13 protein-coding genes are annotated in these 25,328 nt (G+C 39.2%); 3 read left to right on the plus strand and 10 right to left on the minus strand.

The features are described from left to right. Window positions 1–4: 4 nt before the first annotated feature. From OPF91_RS05865 to OPF91_RS05880, 4 genes are read right to left on the minus strand one after another with little or no spacing between them, the layout of a single operon-like run. Window positions 5–868, minus strand: coding sequence for a GNAT family N-acetyltransferase (locus tag OPF91_RS05865; protein WP_264987758.1), 864 nt, complete (start codon window positions 866–868; stop codon window positions 5–7). 9 nt (window positions 869–877) lie between these two features. Further along, window positions 878–2,710, minus strand: coding sequence for an ABC transporter ATP-binding protein (locus OPF91_RS05870; RefSeq protein ID WP_264987759.1), 1,833 nt, complete (start codon window positions 2,708–2,710; stop codon window positions 878–880). After that, window positions 2,710–4,431 (minus strand): ABC transporter ATP-binding protein, encoded by a 1,722-nt coding sequence (locus tag OPF91_RS05875; RefSeq protein WP_264987760.1) that lies wholly within the window; start codon window positions 4,429–4,431, stop codon window positions 2,710–2,712. Before OPF91_RS05875 ends, OPF91_RS05870 begins: the two co-directional genes overlap by 1 nt. Window positions 4,432–4,449: 18 nt before the next feature. After that, window positions 4,450–5,343 carry a DMT family transporter gene (locus tag OPF91_RS05880; RefSeq protein WP_264987761.1) on the minus strand — a complete coding sequence of 298 codons (894 nt, stop codon included), beginning with the start codon at window positions 5,341–5,343 and terminating at the stop codon, window positions 4,450–4,452. Between the two features lie 183 nt (window positions 5,344–5,526). Between OPF91_RS05880 and OPF91_RS05885 the strand changes: the two genes are divergently transcribed. Then, a complete protein-coding gene (locus OPF91_RS05885) occupies window positions 5,527–7,536 on the plus strand; it encodes an EAL domain-containing protein (protein WP_264987762.1) in 2,010 nt (669 codons plus the stop codon). A gap of 50 nt (window positions 7,537–7,586) precedes the next feature. Here OPF91_RS05885 and OPF91_RS05890 read toward each other — a convergent pair whose 3' ends face one another. Together OPF91_RS05890 and OPF91_RS05895 are read right to left on the minus strand one after the other, a co-directional pair. Next, window positions 7,587–8,048, minus strand: a complete 462-nt coding sequence (locus OPF91_RS05890) for a threonine/serine exporter family protein (RefSeq protein ID WP_264987763.1) — start codon at window positions 8,046–8,048, stop codon at window positions 7,587–7,589. A gap of 12 nt (window positions 8,049–8,060) precedes the next feature. Further along, entirely contained in the window at window positions 8,061–8,813 is a 753-nt protein-coding gene (locus OPF91_RS05895; RefSeq protein ID WP_264987764.1) for a threonine/serine exporter family protein, read from the minus strand. Between the two features lie 200 nt (window positions 8,814–9,013). Here OPF91_RS05895 and OPF91_RS05900 point away from each other — a divergent pair, with 200 nt between their 5' ends. After that, window positions 9,014–10,420 (plus strand): polysaccharide deacetylase family protein, encoded by a 1,407-nt coding sequence (locus OPF91_RS05900; protein WP_264987765.1) that lies wholly within the window; start codon window positions 9,014–9,016, stop codon window positions 10,418–10,420. 39 nt (window positions 10,421–10,459) lie between these two features. Here the strand turns inward: OPF91_RS05900 and OPF91_RS05905 are convergent, their stop codons facing one another. Together OPF91_RS05905 and OPF91_RS05910 are read right to left on the minus strand one after the other, a co-directional pair. Next, window positions 10,460–12,964, minus strand: coding sequence for a leucine-rich repeat protein (locus OPF91_RS05905; protein ID WP_264987766.1), 2,505 nt, complete (start codon window positions 12,962–12,964; stop codon window positions 10,460–10,462). A 93-nt stretch (window positions 12,965–13,057) separates the two neighbouring features. After that, window positions 13,058–16,984: a cadherin-like beta sandwich domain-containing protein gene (locus OPF91_RS05910; RefSeq protein WP_264987767.1), complete on the minus strand. Its 3,927-nt coding sequence runs from the start codon at window positions 16,982–16,984 to the stop codon at window positions 13,058–13,060. A gap of 121 nt (window positions 16,985–17,105) precedes the next feature. Here OPF91_RS05910 and OPF91_RS05915 point away from each other — a divergent pair, with 121 nt between their 5' ends. Further along, window positions 17,106–18,032 (plus strand): nuclease-related domain-containing protein, encoded by a 927-nt coding sequence (locus tag OPF91_RS05915; protein ID WP_264987768.1) that lies wholly within the window; start codon window positions 17,106–17,108, stop codon window positions 18,030–18,032. Between the two features lie 139 nt (window positions 18,033–18,171). On the opposite strand, the gene OPF91_RS05920 is transcribed toward OPF91_RS05915, so the two are convergent. Beyond that, window positions 18,172–21,330 carry an InlB B-repeat-containing protein gene (locus OPF91_RS05920; RefSeq protein ID WP_264987769.1) on the minus strand — a complete coding sequence of 1,053 codons (3,159 nt, stop codon included), beginning with the start codon at window positions 21,328–21,330 and terminating at the stop codon, window positions 18,172–18,174. Between the two features lie 159 nt (window positions 21,331–21,489). Continuing rightward, window positions 21,490–25,257, minus strand: coding sequence for a leucine-rich repeat protein (locus OPF91_RS05925; protein ID WP_264987770.1), 3,768 nt, complete (start codon window positions 25,255–25,257; stop codon window positions 21,490–21,492). Between the last annotated feature and the right edge of the window lie 71 nt (window positions 25,258–25,328).

A 25,328-nucleotide genomic window follows, 5' to 3' on the forward strand; every position in this document is an offset into this window, starting at 1 on the left:
CCTATTATTTTGTGTAATAATCGATTTTTTGTACTTTTGTAAAGCCAGCCTTCTCATAAACAGATAATGCTTTACTATTATCGAGCTCAACATCTAGCATCACCGCTCTCGCTCCAACAGTGCCTGCATAATTTTTCGCAAACGATAATAATGCCGTACCAATGCCTTGCCGTTCATAGTGCGGGTGTACTGCCAATGCTGTTATCCATTGTACATCATCTTCCTCAGCTGTTGTCACAGTTCCCACAATAACACCCTCACGGCGAATTAACCACAGCTTACGCCCTGTAGTTGATGTATTAAAGACAATGAGCTCCGCTGCTTCCTCTGGTAAATCGCCAAAGGCTGCACTATAAATGCTCACCAGCTCCTGCTGCTCCCCTGCATATGCCATTACTGTTAGCCCATTCTGTAAAGTGGTTTCTACTATTGGTGCTTCCAATGTTGCCTCCGAAAAGCTATAGCTATAGCCTATTTTTTCAATAAAGCTACTACCAAAGGGCGCTCCTTCTAATGCCACTGCAAGCTGTCCCTCTGCACCACGCTCTGCCAAGCCATGCTGCACAATCTCCTCCAATGCTGTACCAATACCAAGTTGACGATAAGTAGGCGCAACAACTAATGACCATTCATACGTATGTAGACCGATTAAATCAATAGCACTTGCTACACCTACCAATGTATCGCTCTCGTCCTCATAGGCAAGCACCATAAAGCCTTTCGATTCAAAAGAGCTTGCCATAGATAAACTCAGTACTGTATCATACACGAATTGATCTTGCTGTGTCGCTATTTCACATAATGATTGAACCTCTTGTAATGTCTCCCCATCCAATGGGAAAGACACTGTTATGATAGAAATATTCATAAATCTCCTCTATTCCTCTAAATGATAGGAGGATGATTGTAGCATTTCCGCATACATCCCACCAGCTTCTAACAATTGCTGTTGAGAGCCTGCCTCCACTAATTCACCCTTATGCATGACAAGCACCATATCTGCATTGTGCACCGTATTCAAACGATGCGCAATAACAAAGCTCGTACGTCCCTGCATTAAAGTATCCAGTGCTTCTTGAATCGCTAGCTCTGTCACTGTATCAATACTACTTGTCGCTTCATCAAGCAATAAAATTTTGGGATCTGCAATCAATGCTCTTGCAATCGATAATAATTGCTTTTGTCCCTGCGATATTTCACCACCATCCGCCGCAAGAATCGTATCATAGCCATCCTTTAATTTCATAATAAAGTCATGAGCATTGGCACGCTTTGCTGCTTCCTCTATTTCTATATCACTCGCATCTAATCGACCATAGCGAATATTTTCTCGAACTGAGGCTTCAAATAAAAACGGGTCCTGCAAGACAAATGCCATTTGAGAGCGTAAAGACTGTCGTTCAATTTGCTGTACATTGACGCCATCAAACAATACTTCACCCTTCGTTGCCTCATAAAAACGGGCAATAAGCTGTAGAATGGTTGTTTTCCCTGCACCCGTTGCCCCAACTAGTGCCACCGTTTGTCCAGGCTCCACTCGGAAATGAACATCCCTCAATATATACTGTTCTTCTGCTACATCATATTTAAAGTAAACATGCTGAAATGCTACTTGCCCTAATAACTTATGGTGCTTAGCTGTAGCATATTCTACCTCTGTTTCTTCATCCAATAAAGCAAAAACACGCTCTGCACCAGCAATCGCTGATAATACCGTATTGAATTGGTTGGCTAAATCATTTAATGGACGTGTAAACTGGCGTGCATATTCAGTGAAAATGACAATAACGCCTATCGTCACATGACCATAAAGAGCTAATAGTCCGCCAATACCTGCAACGATTGTAAAGCTCGTATTATTTAAAAAGTTCATGACCTTTGGAATATAGCCTGAATAAGTTTGCGCCCAAAAGCCTGTATGACGCAAACGCAAGCTCTTTTCACGAAATTCATACTTCATACGCTCTTCCTGTGAAAAAGCCTTCACAATGCGTTGACCTGAAATCGTTTCTTCAATCATTCCGTTTAACGCACCAATAGCAGCCTGTTGTTCTTTAAATAATGGTGCTGTACGCCTTGTAATCCAGCGCATTGCCCAAAACATAATTGGAATAATCGTCATCGTTAGTACCGTTAATAATGGACTTAAACTCAGCATAATAATAATGGTCCCACTCAGTGTCAGCACACTCGAAAACACTTGAATAAAGGAGCTATTTAATGTAGAGCTAACGGCTTCAATATCATTTGTCATACGGCTCATTAATTCGCCATGCTGACGACGATCAAAAAAGGTTACTGGTAGCCGTTGAAAATGCGTAAAAACACTTGTCCGTAAACGATAAATCGTCTGTTGTGCAATACCAATCATCCAATAGTTTTGCAAAAAGAGCGCAATCGCTAACACAAAATAAATAGCTATTAATAAGACAATCCCTTGCCCTAATCCTTTCAATTGCCCATGCATCACATACATATCAATCATCTTGCCGATAATGTATGGACCTAACAACGCTAGTAATGAGCTAACTAAAACAAGCACTAGCACAACAATCAATAACAAACGTTGCTCATCAACAATTTTCCATAAACGCCATAAGGTACTCTTCCAATTGGTTGCACGAGGCCCTTTTTTCTTTTTTACGGTTTGCGTCATATGCTCTTTTGTCAAAATCGGTTCATAGCCAAACGGTTTTTGAAAAAATCCCATTACATCTCCACCTCCTGCTGAGAGATGGCAATTTTTTTGTATAGTGCGGATGTTTGTAAAAGCTCCTCATGTGTACCATAGCCCACTATTTTACCTTCATCAATCAACAAAATAGCATCTGCACCTTTTGCTGTACGAATTTTTTGTGTCACTACAAGCATTGTCGCCTGCCCAGCTCGCAGTGCATCCCATAATGCCCGCTCTGTTTGGACATCCAATGCACTTGTACTATCATCCAATAATAAAATACGCCCTTTTCGTAATAATGCCCTTGCAATGGATAGACGTTGCTTTTGTCCACCAGATAAATTAACACCCTTTTGTCCAACCTTTGTTTCATAGCCATGTGGGAAATCCTCTACAGACGCATGAATTTGTGCCTGCATCGTCGCTCGCAATACAGCATCCATTTCTGCCTCTGCATCTCCCCAGCGTACGTTATCTGCAATGCTACCTGTAAACAATAGTGATTGCTGTGGGACATAGCCAATAATCTCACGTAGCTTTTGCAAATCCCATGTTCGTACATCTTGCCCTTCCACGAAAATCTTACCTGCTGTCACCTCATAAAAGCGAGGGATGAGTTGCAATAATGTAGATTTTCCTGCACCTGTTGCCCCCATGATGGCTAGCTTTTCACCTGATTTTACGCGGAAACTGACATCTGATAATATTGCATTTTCTCCACTAGGATAGGTAAAATAAACATGTTCAAAAGCCAGCTCACCCTCATATTGATTTGCTGGCAATTCCTGCGATGTCGTCATTATTTCCACATCATTTTCTGTGGATAATACCTCTGCCATACGCTCTGCCGATGCTTTTGCTCGAGCATAAAAAATAATGATAAAGGCAAACATAGAGAATGCACCTGTCATACGCATCGCATAATTGACAATGGCCACAATATCACCAAGTGGCGCTGTTCCTGTAGCAATTTGCTTTGTCCCAAACCAAAGGACAGCTAATAATCCCATATTCATAACAAACAATAATACGGGCATAATATATTCCATCATGCGTAAAGCCTTCATTGTATCTATTTTTAAACATGAGGCTACTTCCTCAAAACGAGAAGCTTCATATGTACCACGTAAATAAGCCTTTACTAAACGAATCGCTTGCAAATTTTCCTGTAATACACGATTCAAACGATCTACTCGTTTTTGGACACGACCGAAATAAGCAACACCTTTTGTCACCATTACTAGTAAAAACACAGCAATAATCGGTGCACCTATAACTAAAAACATGGCTAATTTGGCATTCACCACAAAAGCCATCACAATACTACCAATCACAGCCAGTGGTGCACGTAGCATAATGCGCAAGCTCATAAATAGCACTGTTTGCACTTGTGTCACATCATTCGTCAGCCTTGTAATAAGTGAAGCGGTTGAAAACTTTTGATAAGTCGATAATGTAAATGCTTGAATTTTCTCAAACATGACATTGCGCAAATCATAGGCAAAACTTTGCGCTGTATGTGATGAAAAATAAGAATTAATAACACCTGCCATAAAGGCCGTCAAAGAGATAGCAAACAATACTGCTCCCCATTGTAAAATCATTGCTTGATTTTGTGCCCTCACACCATCATCAATAATTTTAGCCATAATAAGCGGTTGCACAAGCTCCACAAATAATTCCAATAACATTAAGCATAAAGCAATAATAGCCGTCCATTTATATGGTTTGACATAGGAAAAAACCTCTTTCATATATATCACTCCTTACTGTTAAGCCTTCTCTCCAGCTATTGACAGCCATGTAACGCAAAAAAGCATAACAAATATGCCAACTACTTGCCAACCGCCTAAAGTCGTAGAAAATACCAGCATCGAAATGAGCATAGCTGTTAGCGGTTCAACACTTGATAAAATACTTGTCTCCACTGCGGAAATATATTTCATGCTCGTTAAAAAAAGAACGAATGCCAACGTGCCAAAAACAATGAGTGCCAGCATCAAGCCCACTATGCGAAAATCTGTAAAAACAAGCCATTCTGATGATTGCCACACACGACCGATGATACCTAAAGCTGTGCCACCTATTAACATTGCCCAGCCTACAACAAGTAATACACTCCATTCCTTCATTAGCCGTGCAGGATACAATGTATAAAAAGCAAAAGTAAGGCCAACCGCAATACCCCAAAATAAGGCTTTATAGCTGACAAGGAAAGAATCAATTGACGCATTTGTTAATAGTAAAAATAAACCGAACAACGTACCTAAAATACCAATGACTTGATAACGTGGCGGAAATTTTCTCATCGTCAATGATATGTACAGCACAATAAAAATAGGTGCTAAAAACTGTAGCAATGTCGCAAATATAGCATTGCTTTCATGAATGGCTGCTACAAATGAATACTGCACACCTAACATACCGACAATACCAAAAATCACAAGCTGCCTTCCCCAAAGTGTATGTTTCCAAATACTAAAAATTGGTTGTTTTGTTAACGCGACATATGTAAGCAATAATAAGCCTGCTATGAATAAACGAATTGTTAACATAAAAGAAACCGTTAATGGTGTGTGGTTGAGTAACCATTCCATTAAAGGCCCCGTTGCTCCCCATAACATTGCTCCTGAAACAATAAATATAATGCCTTTTAACCTTTTCATCACATTCCTTCTCCCTACATAAGAACTAAAATATATTTTATGCTACTTATTATTTTTATTTTTTACTAAAAAAGTCCTTATTTAAGTCAAAAAAACTATTCATCTTAACATTAATAATGACGAAATCCTAATAATTAATTATAATTATGGTATATATAGATTACCCAAGGAGATTGAATAATTATGAGCCATTTGCACAAATTAATTACTAATAATGAGCATTTTTTGAATTCACTTCCTTTCCCTTCGATTATCGTAAATGAGCATGGTCAAGTTGTTTTATATAGCCACCAAGCCGAACAGCTTTTTGAGCTTCCAACGATAGATGTTAAAGGACATACTACTCTAACTATTCAAAAAAATCTACTACGCCAACTTTCTATAGAAACGTTGCAATCCATTCTTGAGAATGATAAAAATGCTTATATTGAGCAAGTTCTAGTGAATAGTTGCTCAGACAAAGAATATACGACTGCCCTATTCACAAAACCATTAATGGAGCAAGGTAAAAAATTCATCCTTATGACTTTTATACTACCTGAATGGTTTACATATTCTATGACAGACGACGCCATCATCTCTGACTTAAAAAAAGGGTTGGATGCCACATTTATGACAGTCACGATGGATACAGATGGCTTTATTACAGAATGCAATGCTGAATTTTTAAAAGTAAGCCACTGGACACCAAAGCGTATTATTGGCAAAACATTTTGGCAACTATTCCCTGACAATGAGGTAAGCGAGAAAATAATCAATGCGATTTGGCATCAGTTAAACCAACAACACACATGGCAAGGTGAAGTCGAAAAAATTACTAAAAACGGTCAACCTTATTGGGTGCTCCTAACAGCTGTCCCTCTTTTTAATACGCAAACAAATGAGCAACAATTTATGTTAATTGAAAAGGATATTACAAAATCCAAAAATATGCAGCATCAGCTCGAAAAAATTGCCTATATTGATACTGAAACAGGCTTAATGAATGCTCATCGCCTTGAAAAAATAGTCACAACGATGATTGCAGAAGAAAAACACTTTTCATTTGTTTATTTAAGCATTGATAAATTTTACACATTAAAAGAGCTGCATAATCATTCCATTATCTTAGAGTTTTCTAAACGATTGAAAACCTATTTCCAAGATAGTACAATGGCTCGTATTAATGAAAATGATTTTGTGATTATTACGCCATTAAGTGAATGGTTCACACAAGGTTTCCTTCATTATTTACAGCAACACCCTATTTACAATCACAATGTTGCAATACCTATATCTATTAGTGGTGGTATTACACGCTACCCAGAAGATCAAATGACGTTTTCTCAATTAATGAAAGCGTCCATTGCTACGATTGCAACGATTCGTGAAGCTGGTGGCGATAAAATCATGTCATTGTCTACAGCGACACATAAAGCATTAAGTCGAAAAGCATTAATTGAAAAGCGTTTATTGCAGGCATTAAACCAAAAGGATTTGAAAGTATTTTATCAGCCACAGTTTGACCTGCATTCCAGTAAAATTACAGCTGTCGAAGCATTAGTTCGTTGGGAAGATGAGGAAATTGGTATTGTGACGCCCGATGAGTTGATTCCTATCGCAGAAGAGACAGGTCTTATCAATAATATCGGTTCCTTCATGCTAGATAAAGCATGTGAACAAGCTATGTTATGGAAAAAAGCTGGCTTCGATCTAAAGGTATCGATTAATGCATCTGTACGAGAATTTCGTGATAAAAACATGGCTAAGTCCATACTTGATACATTAGCGAAAGTAGGCTGTCCTGCAAATCTTATCCAAATCGAAATTACAGAGAAATTCGCACTTGAAGCTGAGTCAGAAACCTTTATTACACAGCAAATGCGGAAACTTGAAAATGCTGGAATCGGCTTTGTATTGGATGATTTCGGTACTGGCTATGGCTCATTCAAATATATCCAAATACTTCCTATTGATACATTAAAAATTGACCAAACATTTGTCAATGCCTTATTAAAATCAGAAAAAACGCAAAAGCTAGTGCACGGCATGTTACAACTTGGGAAGTCTATGGATTTAAAAGTAGTCGCAGAAGGTGTAGAAACAGCCGAACAAGTACAGCTTTTAAAAACGTATGGCTGCGACATCATACAAGGCTTTTATATTAGTAAGCCAGTCACACCAGCAGAAATTGAAACAATGCTACAACAATAGCATATACTAAAGGGGATTACGTTATTTACAGTAAACGTAATCCCCTATTTTTAAGAACGGCTATACTTTTTTTCCTTATTGGTAAGAATCGCTTTGAAAATGAGACGTATAAACACCTCCGCAAACACAAGTCCTACAACGATAGCACCTGTAATTAGAAATGCTTTCAAACCATACTGTAAGCCTTGTAAATAATCATCCTCTACCACATTTCTCATCGCATTATAGGCCATTCCCCCTGGTACTAACGGAATAATACCAGATACAATAAAAATCACCATTGGCATTTTAAATCGACGCGCATAGAGGTGAGCGACAATGGCAATAACAAAAGCACCAAAAAAGGAAGCATTCACAACATCCATGCCTCGTTCTGCTAAGATAAAGTAAATTCCCCAGCCAACAACACCAACAAATCCACAGTGAAACAACACTTTTCTTGGTGCGTTAAAAATAACGGCAATCCCTGCTGTCGCAAAAAAGCTCACCATTAATTGTATAATGACATTCATACAGATGGCCCCCTAAAATGATAAAATAACAGCAATCGCTGCACCAATGGCAAAGGCTGTGAGAAATGCCTCCATCCCTTTAGCAATACCAGCCATAAAGTGTCCAGCCATTAAATCCCTTACCGCATTGGTAATTAAAATTCCTGGTACTAATGGCATGACAGAGCCGATAATAATTTTATCTAATTCCTTACCAAGACCAAGCTTTACAGCAATAAAGGCAACAATAGCTACCGCAAGAGACGCTGTAAATTCTGAGAAAAACTTTACTTTTGTTAACTGACTAATAAGAAGGAGTACATAGAAGCCAACACCACCTGCTAGAAAGGCAATTGGAAAATCAGACCATGTACCTTGGAACATAATAAGGAAGCAAGCACTGGCTAAAGCGGCTGCAATGACCTGCATATATGTTGGTAAAAAATAATTTGTTTTTTGTATCGACTTTAGCTCGTCATATGCGTCCTCTAATGTTATGATGTGAGATGTGAGTTTACGAGATACTGAATTTACCAAAGCAATTTTTTGCAAGTCTGTAACTCGACTAGAAATTGACGTAATTCTTGTTGGCTGTGTTTTACCAAGCGAAAAAATGATTCCAGTGGGTGTAGCGTAACATTGTGCATCGGGCATATTTTGAGAACGTGCCATACGGAGCATTGTGTCCTCCACCCGATACGTTTCTGCTCCACTTTCAATCATCATGCGTCCTGCAAGTAATAAACAATCCATCGTCATTTCGTTATCCATTTCTTGTAAGGTCATAACAACTCATTGCCTCCTTCGTAATGAATATAAGGTTCTTTGCCAATAGTATCGAACTGCTCCGAAAAACTCAACTGAAAATTTCAGCAATGTCAACTAGTGTAAATTACCATTAAATCTTTGCAAAATTGTATAACTTTTTCGATGATGAACACGTCTAAACATACATATAGAAAAAAGAGAGGAGCGTACTCATCGCCATGTCAGAACGCAACAAAAGACGGGGCCCATTAATTGATCTACTGTTAATTGCCCTTATTATCGCATTAACATCGATCATTCTTGTCATTCTTTTATCGAAAGATGGTTTAAAGTTTCAAAAAATCAGTGCCTCCAAAGAGACGCCCGTAACATCCATCGATAGTAATTTATCCACAGAAAGCTCAGCCTTTCCAGGTATTCGAATTGTAACAGATATGTCTAATGATACACATACACCATTTGCAATTCACTACCCTCAAACAGATAATGAAGCTTTTAATCAGGCTGTTTTACAGTACATAACGAAGTCTAAAGAAAACTATCTGTTAGCCATGAACAAAAATAAAAATAAAGACGCTATGGGTGAACTCAATATTAGCTTGGAAACCTTCCCATATCGAGAGCACTACTACTCATTTGTCCTTACGAAAATACTTTACCTTGGTGGAGCAAATCAAGAAGTAACAATGAAGACGTTTTTCATTGATAATGAAACACATAAGCAACTGACAATTAAAACATTGCTCCAAAATGATGAGAATAATTTAGCTACACTTGCAGCACATGTACGGAAAGATTTACAGCAAAACCCACAATTAAAAGATGATTTATTCGCTGATGAAGTCATTAAAGCAACAGAGCCAAAATGGGCAAATTTCGAGCGCTTTGCCATTGTAGAAGATTCCCTACAGTTTTATTTTGATGACTATGAAATCGCTAGTGGCGCTGTGGGTACACCGATTGTTAAATTACCACTAACATTAATCAATCCATTGTTAGCCTCAGAATTTCAAATTGCTATGGAAACAATGAAGCCTGTCACACCACCGTCAACAGATAATACTTCGGTAAAGCGTATTGCACTAACATTTGACGATGGGCCACATCCAAAAGTAACAGAGCAAATTTTAAATACATTGGATAAATATCATGCCAAAGCAACCTTCTTTATGTTAGGTAGCCGTGTGCAATACTATCCAAACATTGCAAAAGATGTACTGGCTCGTGGACATGAGATTGGCAACCATACATGGACACATCCTGTCTTAACAAAAATGACAGCAGAGCAAGTAACAAGAGAGTACACATCCACTGCAAAAGAAATCGAAAAAGCAAACGGTCATGCAGCTACTCTGTTTAGACCTCCATATGGTGCAACGAACGATACAGTAAATGCTCAAATCCCAGTCCCTGTCGTCTTATGGACAATTGATACAATGGACTGGAAGCATCGCAATGCCCAGCAGCTATTGCCATATGTGAAGAAAAATTTACACAACAATGCCATTGTTCTTATGCACGATATTCACCAATCGACAGCAGATGGTTTGGATGAAGTGCTCGCTTATTTACAAAGTGAAGGCTATGAATGTGTCACAGTATCTGAAATTTTACAATATCGTTAATCAAACAAGCACATCTCGAGAGTGAGATGTGCTTGTTTTTTAATTGAATGTACGATACAGTATTGCTACAAATTGCGCACGTGTCAGAGGGTCATTCGGTTTAAAGTATCCATTTGAACCTAAAGCGATGCCTTCTCGTTCTAAAGCGCTAATATAACTATACCCCCAATGATTTGTATCTACATCTTTAAAGGAGCTTGTACCACCTAGAGGAATATGCAAGGCTTCTACTAAAATTTTCGCCATTTGTGCACGTGTCAACATAGCATCTGGATGGAATGCTCCGTTTGAACCATCAATAACACCTGCCTGCTGTAGCTTCATAATTGACTCATAATATGGATGATTTACTGGTACATCTGTAAATGATACGACCTCACGAATCGGCTCTAGGTCAAAGGCACGCTCCATCATGACCACTACATGTTGGCGTTTGATGAATTCATTTGGTCGGAATGTACCGTCTAGATAGCCTCTGACAATGCTCTGCGTTGCGATTTCTTCAATCATTTCTCGTGCCCAATGATCTGAAATATCACTAAAAGTTATGAAAGGCGTTGGTGGTTCTACAGGTTCTGGTATAGGCACTGGTACTAGTTTGCTATTCTCTAGCCATTTAGCATAGAGCTTCGTTGTTGTCGTCACACGATCTTTTTCCAAATCCCATTTTACAATGAAATTCGGGTCTTTATACCATCCCTCAAATGTATGGCCCTCTTTCATTGGAATCGGTGGGTCTTTAATAAGCTCATTTTCTGTAATCATTCGATTGTTTATCATCGTACCGCCATTTGTTTCAAACCATACTGTAAATAATTGGGGGAAATCATCTTCAATTATGGGTGTACTATTGTATAACCATTTGGCATATAAAGTGACATTTTCCCTGACAACATCTGTAGCAAAATTCCACTTGGTTACAAATGTTGGTTCCTTATACCATCCTGTAAATACATATCCTGTTTTTGTTGGGCTTATTGGCTCAATCCCAGCTGTATCATGTGTTACTAATTGATTTGGAATACTGCTTCCACCATTCGTATTAAAGAAAATTTCATGCTTCGTAACTTCCCATTTCGCATATAGAGTGGTATTTTTCGTTATCGTATCTATCGCAAAGTCCCAAGGTGTAGTAAGTGTATCATCTTTATACCAACCTACCAATGTAAACCCTACTTTTGTTGGAGCTGGTGGTGCATCTGTTATCATCCCATCCTGAACCAATTCATAGGGAATCTCACTGCCTCCATTTGTCTTAAAATCAAGTATATACGATGCCCATTTTGCATGTACTGTCATTGCACTTACTACCATAGGAGGATTCGTATCATCCCATACAAAGGGCATGCCATCTTTTTGATACCATGCTAAGAAGGTATTATCCTGCATAGCTTGCTGTCCAAATGCATTAGGATATATAGTAGCTGTACCTTCAAATTGCACCTCACTCAACCAATTTTCAGCAAATGCTGATATGCCAATTTGGATACTATCAGGAAGTTTCACATGTGTTAGTCGATTATTTTTAAATACTCTTGAATCAATTTGAGTAACAGTCGATGGAATTTCTACATGTATTAATTGGTTATTAGCAAAAGCATCATCTTTAATGTGTGTAATGCCTAATGGTAGTTCTACCTTCCTTAATTGATTATCCCTAAGTATTCCTATTTCAATAACCGTCATGTTGGGTGGTAGTTCGACACTTGTTAATTGATTATAAGCAAATGCCTGTCTACCTATTGAGATAATACTGGATGGCAGGTTAACACTTGTTAATTGATTTTGAGCAAATGCGTTTGCTCCAATGGAAGTAACACTTGATGGAATTTCTATTGCTGCAAGTTTATTTTTAGCAAATGCACCATCCCCGATAGAAGTAATATTCGATGAGATATCTATCATCGTTAGCTCATTCTCCGTAAATACTTCCTCTTCAATAGTGGTCACACTTGGTGGAATTTCTACACTTGTTAACTTATTTTTAGCAAATGCACCAGCATGAATAGTGGTCACACTCGATGGAATTTCTATATTCATTAGCTGATTTTCCTTAAATAGCCCCTGCCAAATAGTTGTCATATTGGATGGTAGTTTGACACTTGTTAATTGATTAATAGCAAATGCTTGTCCTTCAATCAATGTGACACTATCAGGTATTTCCACACTTATCAGTTTGTTACGCATGAATGCAAACCCTCCGATAAACGTAACACTTGATGGAATTTCGATATTCGTCAATTCATTTCCGTAAAATGCGCCTTGCCCAATAGTTAGGACATTATCTGGTATTTTTACACTTGTTAATGCTTGATTCTCAAATGCTCTCTCCCCTATTGCTGTAACTGGTTTACCTCCAATTGTTGAAGGTATTTCTACATCCTTGATGGTCATATTTGTATAGCCAGTTATCGTAACCTCTACACCATTGTCTGTAAATGTGAAATCCGCTTCAGTATTGCCTGCTGCATAGACCAATTTCACCTCTCTATATGTAATAAGTATTAACAGAATAGCTAAAAGATAGTTTATTTTTTTTAACATCATTCTACTCCTTTCTATTTAATTGCCACAAATACTATAGCAAAAACAGGCGCTATAATTATGGTCACCTGTTTTTGCCTTCTACTTATCTTGTTAATTATTCGTGCGTATATTTATCGCTGCTTCAATTTCTTTGAATGCCCAATGTGTCGCTTTCACATCTGTGAAACTTGGCGTTACTATACCGCTCAATGGCTCACGCTCAAACATACGGTTCATCATGACCACAGCTTGTGCTCGTGTTAAATGGGCATCTGGCGCAAAACTACCATCTTGACGACCATTGATAATGCCCGCTGCACGGTTTGCTTCAATAATCCACTGCGCCCAGTGACCGTTTGTATCATTGAACGTAATTGTCACATTTTCTTCGATGTGTAGCTGTTTGAAGTTCGCTACTACAGTCGCCATTTGAGCACGAGTAATATTTTCTTCTGCACGGAAGTTGCCATTCGCATCGCCATTCATAATACCCTGCTCTTTCACAAAGGCAATCGCTCCCACTGCATGATGTGTGCTAGCGATATCTTTAAATGGTGCTACGCTTACGGACGTACCATCTTGATAGCCTAAAATACGAGCAATCATTGTTGCTACTTGGGCACGTGTGACGTTTCTTTCAGGGCCAAATGTGCCATCAGAGTAGCCTTTAATATAAGCTGTATGTGTGTCCGTTGTTTCCTCTGCTGTTTGAATAATTGTAAAGGTACTGAATTTATTGACAGTGAAACGCAAGCCCACCTGTCCATTTGTCATTGTCGTCACTTTTGGTGTAACTACTTTCTTTTCACCATCCGAATGCTCAATAAATATAGACAAACTTGCTAAAAAGGCTTCACGCTCTACTGAATTGGTTGGAAGTGTTACGTCTTTTAATGGCAAGGTTACAACAACAGGACGCTTCGGCAGGTTCGTTTCAATCGTCACTGGATTGGTCACCACATGTATGTTATTGTTTGCCAATACTTTGCGCACTGTACGTTCATTGTCTTTTTGCTCTAGATTTAAACCGAAATAGAAATCACTATCCACACCCTCCATTGAGCTATTTTCAATCACAAGTTGTGCATCATTTGTAGCAATTTCTAAACCAACGCCTTTGTCATGTAAAATTTTTGTAGATTCCTTTGGCACGGCTACCATCATATGATTCGCTGCATTTTGTTCATTTTGAATAGCAATGCGTACCATCGCATTGTTAATTGACTGTACTTTACTAATAGCTGCTACGATTTGTGCTGGTGTGATATTCACAAAACTTGTGATACTTCCGCTAGCTTGGTCTATTTCAATTTTTACTGTACCAAGTGATTTATCTACAGGAGGTGTTGGTATTACTTCTGTTGGTGTTGACGGTAATGTGCCGCCTCCACTTGGTGGTTTTGGTATCTCCACTTGACGAGCTCTTACCACATTTATCGTGTACGTTCTAGTTGTCTGACCTTGTGCTGTCACGTTAAGCCGAATTTCATTATTTCCTACACTCAATGCCAGTGCTGGTGATGGTGCACCACTCTGCACAGGAAATGGCCCGCTTATTAATGTTCCACCACTGTTATAAACACCCACTGTAACAGTGGCATTCATAGCGTCTGACAATGTTGGTGTTACCGTGATACTACTTACGGAATGCTCCACATTTGCGACATAGGTTCCTGCGAATGCGGGTATCAAAGTTCCACTTGATAGTGTTAAATTGTTCAAATCCGTATTACTACTTGTCCCTCGCTTCACTGTCACTGTGTAGGTCTTTGTTGTGCCATCATGTGCTGTGACTAGCACCATGATTGTATTATTCCCTATACTAAGTGGCAAGGATGGAGACATTGTACCGCTTGCTACAGGAAACGGTCCACTCACTAACACACCACTGTTAGAATATAGACTAACCGTAGCTGTGGCATTCACTGTATCAGATAAAGTTGGCATAACTGTGATACTGCTTACTTGATAATCTACACTTGTCTTGAACGTGCCTGGCACAAATGATGGCAATAGTTCACCACTCGACAGCGTCAAATCACTCAAGTCTGCATTCTTACTCTTCGCTCGATTTACCACAACCGTATATATCTTTGTTGCTAGTCCATCCTCGGCTGTAACTTGTATCGCAATTGTATTATCCCCCACCATAAGTGGTATCAAGGCCGTACCGTTAGTGATTGGCCCACCATTCACAGTCACCGTTGCACTAGCATCTGCTGCTGTTGGTGTGATAATAATATTCTTTATATCATGATCCACATTAGATGTATAACTGGTTGTTCCTGCTCCAAATGCTGGGCTTAGTGTACCATCTGATAGCAGTAAACCACTCAAATCTGTATTTTCGCCTATTGTCCTTGTTACATCAATTGTATAGGTTTTTGTTGTCGTACCATTTTGTGCAGTCACAATCACTGTAATTGGATTACTACCTATGTTTAGTGGAATTGTTTGGGATACCGTGCCATTCGTTACTGCTTGCCCATTCACCTTCACCGTAGCTAATGGGTCCAGTGCTGTTGGTGTTACAGTTATGGCACTTTGACTGACATTTGCTGAATAGCTTGTTGTATTGAAATTAAATGCTGGGCTTAGTGTACCCGTAGATAGCGCTAACTGACCTAGGCTGGCATCACTGCTTGCTAATCGCTTGACAACAATTGTATAGGTCTTTGTTGTGACACCATCCTCAGCCAAAGCCACTAGTGTAATGGGATTATCCCCTACATTTAAGTTAATATCTCCTGATTGAGTGCCACTTGCAACATCTTCACCATTTACTTTCACCGTTATAAAATTGTCAGCCGTTGTTGGTGTTATGCGAATCGTACTTATACCATTCACCACACTCGCTGTATAATTGGTTGTATTAGCAGCAAATGCTGGGCTTAGTGTACCACTCGACAAAGTGATATTGTTTAAGCTCACATCACTGGATGGGATATAGGATGTTTGTTTACGTATCGCATAATTGAATTTATCAGCGATATACAAATTAGCATCGTTATCTAGTGCTAAGCCAACTGGACCATTTAATTGTGCAAGAGTTCCTGAACCTCCATCTCCTGAATAACCATAATTGCCTGTTCCAGCTATTGTGCTGATTCTACCACTCGGCATCACTTTCCGAATTCGATAGTTATCTGTATCTGCAATATATAGATTCCCGCTACTGTCTACCGTTATACCTTCTGGTTCATTCAATTGTGCGTCAATAGCTAGTCCACCATCGCCTGAATAGCCCCGACTTCCTGAGCCAGCCACTGTGCTGATGATTCCATTTGTGTCAACTTTCCGAATTCGATTGTTGTTTGTATCAGCAATATATAGATTTCCGATATTGTCCATTGCGATTGTTTGTGGGTAGTTTAACTCTGCGTCAACGGCTGGACCTCCATCTCCTGAAAATGTTCCATAACCTGCACCCGCTATTGTGGTGATAATACCATTCGTAACTTTGCGAATTCTGTGATTTCCTGTATCAGCGATGTACAGACTGCCAGTATTATCTATCATGATTCCACTTGGGCTTTTTATTTTAGCTGTATCAGCAGAACTGTTATCTCCTCCAAAGTCACTTTCTCCCGTACCCACGACTGTAGAAATAATGCCATCCGTGCCTACTTTTCTTATCCTGTTGTTATATTTGTCTGTGATATATATATTACCATCAGCATCCACCGCCACTCCAGATGGGCTCCTCAATTCTGCGTTAAGCGCTGAGTTTCCATCCCCTGAATAGCCATAAGTTCCATTACCAGCTATTGTGCTGATTTCTTTGGTTATAGCATCGACTTTTCGTATCTTATTGTTTGTTGTATCAGCAATGTATAAATTGCCATTGTTATCAACTGCCACTGCCGATGGATTAGCTAATTCAGCGTCCACTGCTAGTCCTCCATCACCCAACTCACCATATCGTCCACCAGCCACGGTAGAGATTTCTCCACCCGTTCCTGCATAGGCAAATGGTGGCTGTACAATCAAACTTAAAATAAGTATGCAAACTGTAACTAATGACATACTCCGCTTCATTTCACATTCCTCACTTTCTAAATCCTGATACTATTAATTTATCAAATTCGCAAGAGACTTTTCTTAATGAAATCTTAATGAATTTTCAGTAAACTATTATGTAGTTAGGAGGTGAAATAGATTGAAATATAGACAGCTTGAAGCCATTTTGAGGAGGGTTGATGAACACTATGCTGATTATCCACACTTTGTGAAGCAATATGCTTTAACCACTGCTGGTATCGCAGGTGAGGAGGAGGTATTTTATTTTTTACAAGAACTTACGATACCACATCAATTGTTGCGCAATTTTTGTCTAGTAGATTATACAGGACATAGACATGAAATTGACTTTATTGTTATTTTTTCTTCTTTCATTATTTGCTTAGAAGTGAAAAACATAACAGGACAGCTAGATTTCAATGTCGAGACATCGCAGCTGTTGCGCACTCGCTCTGATGGCATGATAGAGCGATTTTCAAATCCTGTTGAGCAGCTAGTACGCCATACTCGTTTTCTTTCTACGCTTTTCCCCCATGTTCCTATTGTCGGCGCAGTTGTTATTGCAAATCGTCGTGCAATTATTGGCAACCATGACTCCCATATCCCGATTTTCCATGCAGATTATATTCATAGCTTTATTGAAAAAAATTTAAACCAATATACCAAGCCTATTCTTGATATAGCTGTATTTCACAAACAACTTACAGCGTTACATTCACCAATAAGTAAGCCGTTTTCTTTCACATTAGCTCATTTGAAAAGTGGTGTGTTTTGTGCAAAATGCTCCGTTAAAATGAAGTTTATACAAGGGAAATTTGTTTGTTCACAGTGTCATCACCAAGATAAATTGGCTCATTTTCAAGCACTACACGATTTCCGCTTATTAGTGAGTTCAAAAATTACCAATCAGCAATTTTGTCAGCTCTGCGACATCACATCGCGGTACGCAGCAAAGCGCTTGCTAAAATTTTTACCTGTTGTCCAGCAAGGTCGTGCCACTTATTATGAAATTCCTGAGCAAATTCTTACTATGACATCCTACGAAGGTTGCATTTCGCCCGATTAGTATGCAAATTCGCCCGTAAAATGTCCAACTTCGCCCGATTCGCAGCTAATTTCGCCCGTAAATTATATAACTTCGCCCAATTAAGCCCGTAAAATGAAAGGAGCCAAGCATATCTCCTTTTCAGAGGATATGCTTGGCTTTAATGAAAGGCTCGGTATAGCAATGCGACAAATTGCGCGCGTGTTAACGGGGCATTTGGGTTAAAGTAACCGTTTGAACCTAGAGCGATTCCTTCTCGCTCTAGTGCTGTGATATAGTCATAGCTCCAATGTGTTTCATTTACATCTTTGAAGGTATTTGTGCCACCTAATGACAAGTTCAACGCTCCTACTAGAATTTTCGCCATTTGCGCACGTGTTACTATCTCATCTGGATTAAATGCTCCTTTTGAACCATCGATAATGCCTGCCTGTTGGAGCTTCATAATCGCCTCGTAATATGGATGGTTTACTGGCACATCTATAAACGATGCTGCCTCACGGATTGGCTCTAGCTCGAGGGCACGTGCCAACATCACAACTACATGTTGACGCTTGATAAATTCATTGGGGCGAAATGTACCGTCTGGATAGCCGTTGATAATGCCTTGTGTCGCGATTTCCTTTATCATCTCATTTGCCCAATGTCCCGCAGTATCGCTAAATGTTACCAAAGGCTCGGTCGGCTCCTCTGGTTCAAGCATGGGTTCGGGCTCTGGTGTTGTCATGCGATTTTCTATCCATTTGGCATACAGCTTAGTTGTTGTTGTCACATGATCCGTTGCAAAATCCCATTTTGTTATAAATGTAGGCTCCTTATACCAACCATCAAACGTATAGCCTGCTTTTACTGGAATTGGTGGGACTTTGATTAGCTCATTGTCAAAAGCAACTTGATTATCTATTAGACTACCACCATTTGTCTCAAATGATAGTATAAATACGGACGGTAAACGATCCATATTTATCGGTATATTTGCCCATTTTGCATATAGGGTTCTATTTTCTTTCACTGTATCCGTAGCAAATTTCCATCGTGTAATAAATGTAGGTTCCTTATACCAGCCCTCAAATGTATAGCCACTTCTTGTTGGAGATAGTGGCGCAATAACCGCAGTATCATATGTCACCGTTTGTGCTTGGACTATACTGCCCCCATATGTGTTGAAGGTTACTGTATGCTGTGCCACTTCCCATTTTGCATACAATGTTGTATCTTCTGTCACTACATCTGTATCAAAATCCCATTTTGTTGTGAAAGTGTCCTCTGTATACCACCCTTCAAATGTATAGCCTACCTTTGTGGGAATTGGTGGCTCGGTCACTTTATTATTGTAATCAATTGTTTGACTGGGTGGGACAGGACTATCTCCATCTACTTCAAAAGATACTATATGTTGAGCTACTGCCCACTTTGCCTGCAATGTTGTATTTTCCATTACCGTATCCACTACAAAATTCCATATATCTGTATCTTTATACCATCCGTCAAATGTAAAACCGATTTTTGTTGGGTCTGATGGTTTAGTTACTTTATTGTTGTAATGAATCATTTGTGGTGGTGGAGTTGGGATACCTCCATCTGTATCAAAGGATAATTCATATTGAATTGTTTCCCATTTTGCATAGAGCGTCACATCAGCATTGTTTATTGTCAGCGAGTCACCTGCAGCATAATTTGTTCCCCCTCCATTTGCTTGGCGATTCCAGCCAGCAAATGTATAGCCTGTTTTCTCAAGTTGACCACTGTTCCCAAGTACTGTTACACTATCGCCATTTCCATAGGTTTCCTTATCAGTAGGCACAGTTCCTCCTGTTGCCTCATTCGCATCATAGCTTATCATATATGGAAATGCTTCATAAGCACCTAAATCAATTACCCCTCCTTGAATACGCAGTTTACCATAAAGGTCTTGCAGCACATTAACTAATTCAGGGTAACTAGAATTCCCCTTATTAATTGCTGGTGAACCTGCTTTTAAACGATAATTCAAGTTAGTTGGGTCGATAAATACTTCTTCTAATAAGTAGCTAGTCGGACTCTCTAAATGACCTTTACTACTATATAACTGGGCTCCATTATTCCCTAAATTCAAAAGACTATTAGTAACTTCTCCAGCATACTTATTATCATAGGCTGGACCATTATTACCTATGATAATACTATTGCGAATTTTACTCGTTGCATCCCCACCATGAATAACCGCTTTATTATCATCAGTCTCATTTCCACTTATTGTAACATTCGTTAACGTCATTATACTATTCCAATTATGAATACTGCCTCCAGCGCTGGTTGCCGTATTGTCGCTGAATAGCGCATTCGTTATGATTGGGTTACTATCACTGTTGTTCATAGCACCCCCACTGTTCGCCTTATTTTTACTAAATATCACGTTTGTTAGGATTGGGTTACTATTCTCATTGTACATAGCGCCTCCAGCGGTATTTGCCTTATTTCCAATGAAGGTTACATTCGTCAAGGTTGGGCTACTGTTCTCATTGTACATACCAGCGCCAGCCTCATTATTACCGCCTCCTGCATTTGCATTCCCACCTGTAATTGTGACACCATCTAGAATGGCTGTATTATCTAGACTCAAGCCACCATGATAAAATACATGGTAGCTATTATCACCAATATTATTTTCTGTGCCAATATCTCCACTTAAAATTGTTTTATAAGCCGCCACATTACGTTCGTCCCTTGTCTGCTCTATCCCTGCAAAGCCACCATAGATAGCTACACCGTTTTTCATTTGAAAGGAAATTGCACGGTTTGTACCTGTTGTTGGTGTATATGTCCCCTTAGCAACCCAAATCTCCTTCCCTGCTACAGCCTGCGTTAAAGCACTCTGTAGGTCTGTATAGGCATTGGCCCAGCTCGTACCATTATTAGCACCTATTGCTGCGACATTGACATAAATGATATCGGTAGCTGCTGCAAATAGCATAGCTAAAGAATTTTGAAATGGTGCAATGCGAATCTGGCGCTTTTCAATTTCAGATTGTCCGATGACTTGCAACCATATATGGTGTGTGCCTTCTGTCTCTATCGTCAGTGACTGGTTCACATCAAATGGTTGCCACGTTTCACCTAAGTCTTGGGAGATTTGTACAGTAGCACTATCTGATGAACTAGTCGTTACATGCATTGTCACAGGACTTGTAGCGACCTCTCCTTCATTATAGGGTTGCCCATCTGTCTGTAACTGAATGGTCAGTGTAGGCGTAACGGCAGCTGCTTTTATAGGCAAACTACTGAAAATTAATAGACAAACTAGCAGAATTGACACAGTTTCGTGCAATGATCGATTCATTTTATTCCTCTCTCTCTTTGAAGTGAATTGTCTAAGTTCATATATTATTAATTTATCAAATTCAAAAAAGACTTTTCTTAATGAAATCTTAATGATTTTGATTCACTAACAGAACAAGCCCACCTTCTTTACAAATAGATAAAGAGGGCAGGCTTGTTATTAGAATTGAATGTTCATTGCTCGATACATAAATGCTACAAATTGTGCTCGTGTGACAGGTTCATCTGGCTTGAAATAGCCATTATCCCCTAAAGCAATTCCATATGCTTCAAGTGTCGCAATATAATTAGAGCTCCAATGTGTAGCTGGTACATCTTGAAAGTCACTCGTTCCACCTATTGGTAATTCAAAGGCACGCACGAGAACTTTTGCCATTTGTGCTCGTGTTAACGGTTCTTCTGGCAAGAAAAATCCATTTACTCCATCCATAATCTCTGCTTGCTGCAATTGCATAATGACCTCATAATAGGGATGATTTGATGGTACATCCTTAAATGGTGTAGCCTCACGCTTTGATATTAATGTGAAGGCACGTCCAAACATAACTGCAATATGTTGGCGCTGAATTGGTTCATTTGGGCGGAATGTGCCATCTGGATAGCCTTTAATAATGCCACGAGTCGCAATGCCCTCAATCATATCTTTTGCCCAATGCTTCGAAATATCTGAAAAAGTGATGGGCTTTGTTGGTGTTATATGCTCATCTGGTGTTGGTTCTATAGGCTGTTCTGGCTTTGGCTCGTTTGGTTTCGGTGTTACTATCGGTGGCTCTGGTGTCGGTTCATTTGGTGTAGGAACATAACTACCTCCACCACCCGATACATTGTCCTGACGCCACTGTGCATGGAGCACAACATCAGCTGTATTTATTGTAAACTTGTTACCAGCAACATAATTGGTTCCTTTGCCATCTGCCTGTGTATTCCAGCCTGTGAATGTGTAGCCTGCTTTGATAAGATTCCCTTTATTTGCTACCGTTACACTTGCACCTTCTTCATAAGCATTGGCATCTACTGGTGCGGTTCCTTCTGTTGCTCCATTGCCATTGTACGTTACTTTATATGTTGGATTTGCTTCCCATTTTGCATAGAGGGTGATATTGGATGCTCCCATCTTCAGCGTAGTCCCTGCAGCATAATCATTTCCCGCTCCATCGCTCCAACCTGTGAACGTATAGCCTGTTTTAACGAGACTTCCTTTGTCGGCAACCGTTACATCCTGCCCTTCCTCATACAATTGACCATCTTTTGGCACTATCCCCTCTGTTGCTCCGTTGCCATCATACGTTACCTTGTATGTTGGCGTTTCAATCCATTTTGCATAGAGGGTGATATTGGATGCTCCCATATAAAATATATTGCCTGTAGCGTAATCATTTCCTACTCCGTCACTCCAACCTGCAAATGTGTGACCCGTTTTTGCAAGATTTCCTTTCTCCGCTACACTGACACATTCTCCTGTATCATATGCGTTGGCATCCTCTGGTACTGTACCTGTTGCTCCATTACCATTGTAGGTTACGCTGTAGGTTGTAGAATTCGGAGCTCCCTCAGCATAAATTTTCATCGGCTTTGCTACAATACCATTCCACAAATTTGTATAATCGATATCTTCATACCATTCAAATGTGGAAGAACTTGGATTTTGTTCTGCAAACGCCTTAGCTTCCAAACTAGGTGCTCCACAAAAACGAACGCTAGATAGGTAATTATTTAAAAAGGCTGAATTTCCGATTGTTGTGACACTACTCGGAATCATCAAGTACTTAAGTTTATTAATATGAAAGGCATACTTGCCAATTGTTTCTACACCTTCTGGAATCACCAAATTCTTTATACTATTAATAGAAAAGGCTGAATCCCCAATCATTTTAAGATTGGTTGATAATTCAACATTTTCTAAAACGAAATTAGAGCTAAATGCTCCTTCTCCAATCGATGTCACACTATTAGGGATTTTGATATTTATGATATTATTCCCACTAAAAACACGCTTTTCAATAGATAGAAGATTTGTTGCTTCAATATCGACTTGCTCTAGCTTATTTTCTTCAAATGCCTTTTCCCCAATAAATGTGACATTCACTGGTATCCTCAACTCTGTTAGCCAATTCATTGAAAATGCCTGTGCTCCAATAGAAGTTAGACTATCAGGTAACTCTATGCTTGTTAAACTATTTCCGATAAAGGCTTTATCTCCAATTGTTGTAAGATTCACTGATAAATCCAATTCCACTAGATAATTATCAGCAAATGCCTTTTTTCCAATAGTAATTACGCTATTTGGAAGCTCAAGATACGTCAAATCATTTAACTCAAATGCGCTGTCCCCAATGGATGTAATAGTTGCTGGCATGTCTATAGCTGTTAAATATTTTTCATAAAAAGCTCGATTTCCTATTGCTGTTACTGGCTTACCATTAATAGTAGGAGGAATCACTAAATCTATCTCTTCATCGCCAATATAGCCTATAATTGTAACGCCCGTATCATTATCAATTGTTAGAAAATCTCCTTCATTTCCAACTGCTGTCCACTGTGCATACAGCGTAATGTTCTCTGTACCCATCTGGAATATGTCATTTGCTGTATAAGGTGTGCCATTGCCATTCGATTGCGTGTTCCAACCTGTAAATGTATGGTTTGCTTTTTCAAGGTCACCCTTATCTTTTACGGTTACACTATCTCCTTGGTTATAAGCTGTTGGATCGAATGGGGCTGTTCCTGTTGCACCATTTCCATCATAAGATACACTATAACTTGGAACTCCTACCCACTGTGCATAAAGCGTGATATTTCCTGTGCCCATATTGAAGGTGTCACCTACTGCATAAGGTATTTCACCTCCATTCGGTTGCGTGTTCCAACCTGTAAATGTATGATTTACTTTTTCAAGGTCGCCCTTATCTTTTACGGTTACACTATCTCCTTGGTTATAAGCTGTTGGATCAAGCGGTGCTGTTCCTGTTGCACCATTGCTATCATAACTGACACTATATGTTGTAGTTACAGGTGTATCCTTTGTATATATTTCCATCGACTTTAATACTTGATTGTTCCATGACTTTGTAAAGTTTTTATCCTCATACCAGCCATCAAATTGTGATGTGGCTTGATCTATAAATACATCGTCCCCTAAAGTCAAAGCTCCAGCAAAACGTACTGTATGCAACTGATTATTGGCGAATGCCTCGTCTCCAATAGACTTCACCATTGCTGGTATCGTTACACTTGTTAATTGATTCCCTATAAATGCCCAGTCTCCTATTGTGTTAACACTTGACGGTATTTCTATGTGCTCTAGCTGATTGTCCCTGAATACAGAATCGCTAATCGCTGTAATGCCATTCGGTAGCTTCGCATTCTTTATATTGTTATTATCAAATGCATAATCCCCTATATACGTAATACTATTGGGTAGCTCTATTTCCGTTAAACGATTGAACATAAAAGCTCCATTTTCTATATGCTCAATGCCTTCTGATAGCTTCACGCTCGTTAATTTATTATAGTAAAATGCCGAATCATCAATCTTCTTAACACTTGCAGGAATGTCTATCGTTATCAGCTCATTAAATGCAAATGCTAGATTACCAATATACGTGAGATTCGATGGTAACGTTACGCTTTCTAACCAATTATCGGAAAATACCTCGTCCCCAATCGATGTGATACTATCTGGAATTATTACCGTTCTTAATCCTTTATCATAAAATGCCGCATCTCCTATCGCCGTCACTGGTTTTGACTGAATAAATGCTGGAATTTCTACGTCTACATCATTTCCTTTATATTTTGTAATCGTGACACCCGTAGCATTGTCAATTGTTTGAAAATCTGCTTCACTTCCTGCTGCCTCAACAGAAATTACTCCCCATTGTGAAAAAAGTAATAGAAAAACCATTAGGATATTTCTTGCTTTTTTCAATATACTCCACCTTCTTTACTAAATTTATCCACAAAAAATTGGATACTATTAATTTATCAAATTATCAAGGG

The sequence above is a fragment of the Lysinibacillus piscis genome (assembly GCF_026012395.1).
In the GTDB taxonomy this organism is placed as follows: Bacteria; Bacillota; Bacilli; order Bacillales_A; family Planococcaceae; genus Lysinibacillus; species Lysinibacillus piscis.